Raw genomic sequence first — 373 nt, 5'->3', positions numbered from 1 at the left:
CCTTCAGGTGCGTGGCGTCGATCATCACAGTCTTCTTTTCCTCGTGACTTTCGGCCAGACCTGCCATCATCCGGGCAAAGATACCTTTGTCGCTCCACCGCTTCCAACGGTTGTACAGCGTCTTGTGCGGCCCGTATTCCTTAGGCGCGTCGCGCCAACGCAAGCCATTGCGATTGATGAAGATAATCCCACTCAACACACGCCGATCATCGACGCGGGGTTTGCCGTGGGACTTGGGGAAGAAGGGCTCAAGACGCGCCATTTGCGCATCTGTCAGCCAGAATAGATCAGACATGTTCACCGCTCGTTTTTCCAACCGTGAATCATGTCGCCGTGCGGAAATCAATGGGTCCTGACCCTAATACAGAAGAGC

General features: G+C 55.0%; 1 protein-coding gene. It reads right to left on the bottom strand.

Features of this window, described 5'->3' with window-relative positions:
• The coding region (locus tag A3764_RS00235; RefSeq protein WP_067951005.1) for an IS5 family transposase at positions 1 to 295 on the bottom strand (295 nt) is incomplete at its 3' end.
• Positions 296 to 373: the final 78 nt, after the last annotated feature.

This window comes from Sulfitobacter sp. HI0129 (assembly GCF_001635395.1).
GTDB lineage: Bacteria > Pseudomonadota > Alphaproteobacteria > Rhodobacterales > Rhodobacteraceae > Sulfitobacter.
This window is presented reverse-complemented; position numbering and strand designations above follow the sequence as displayed.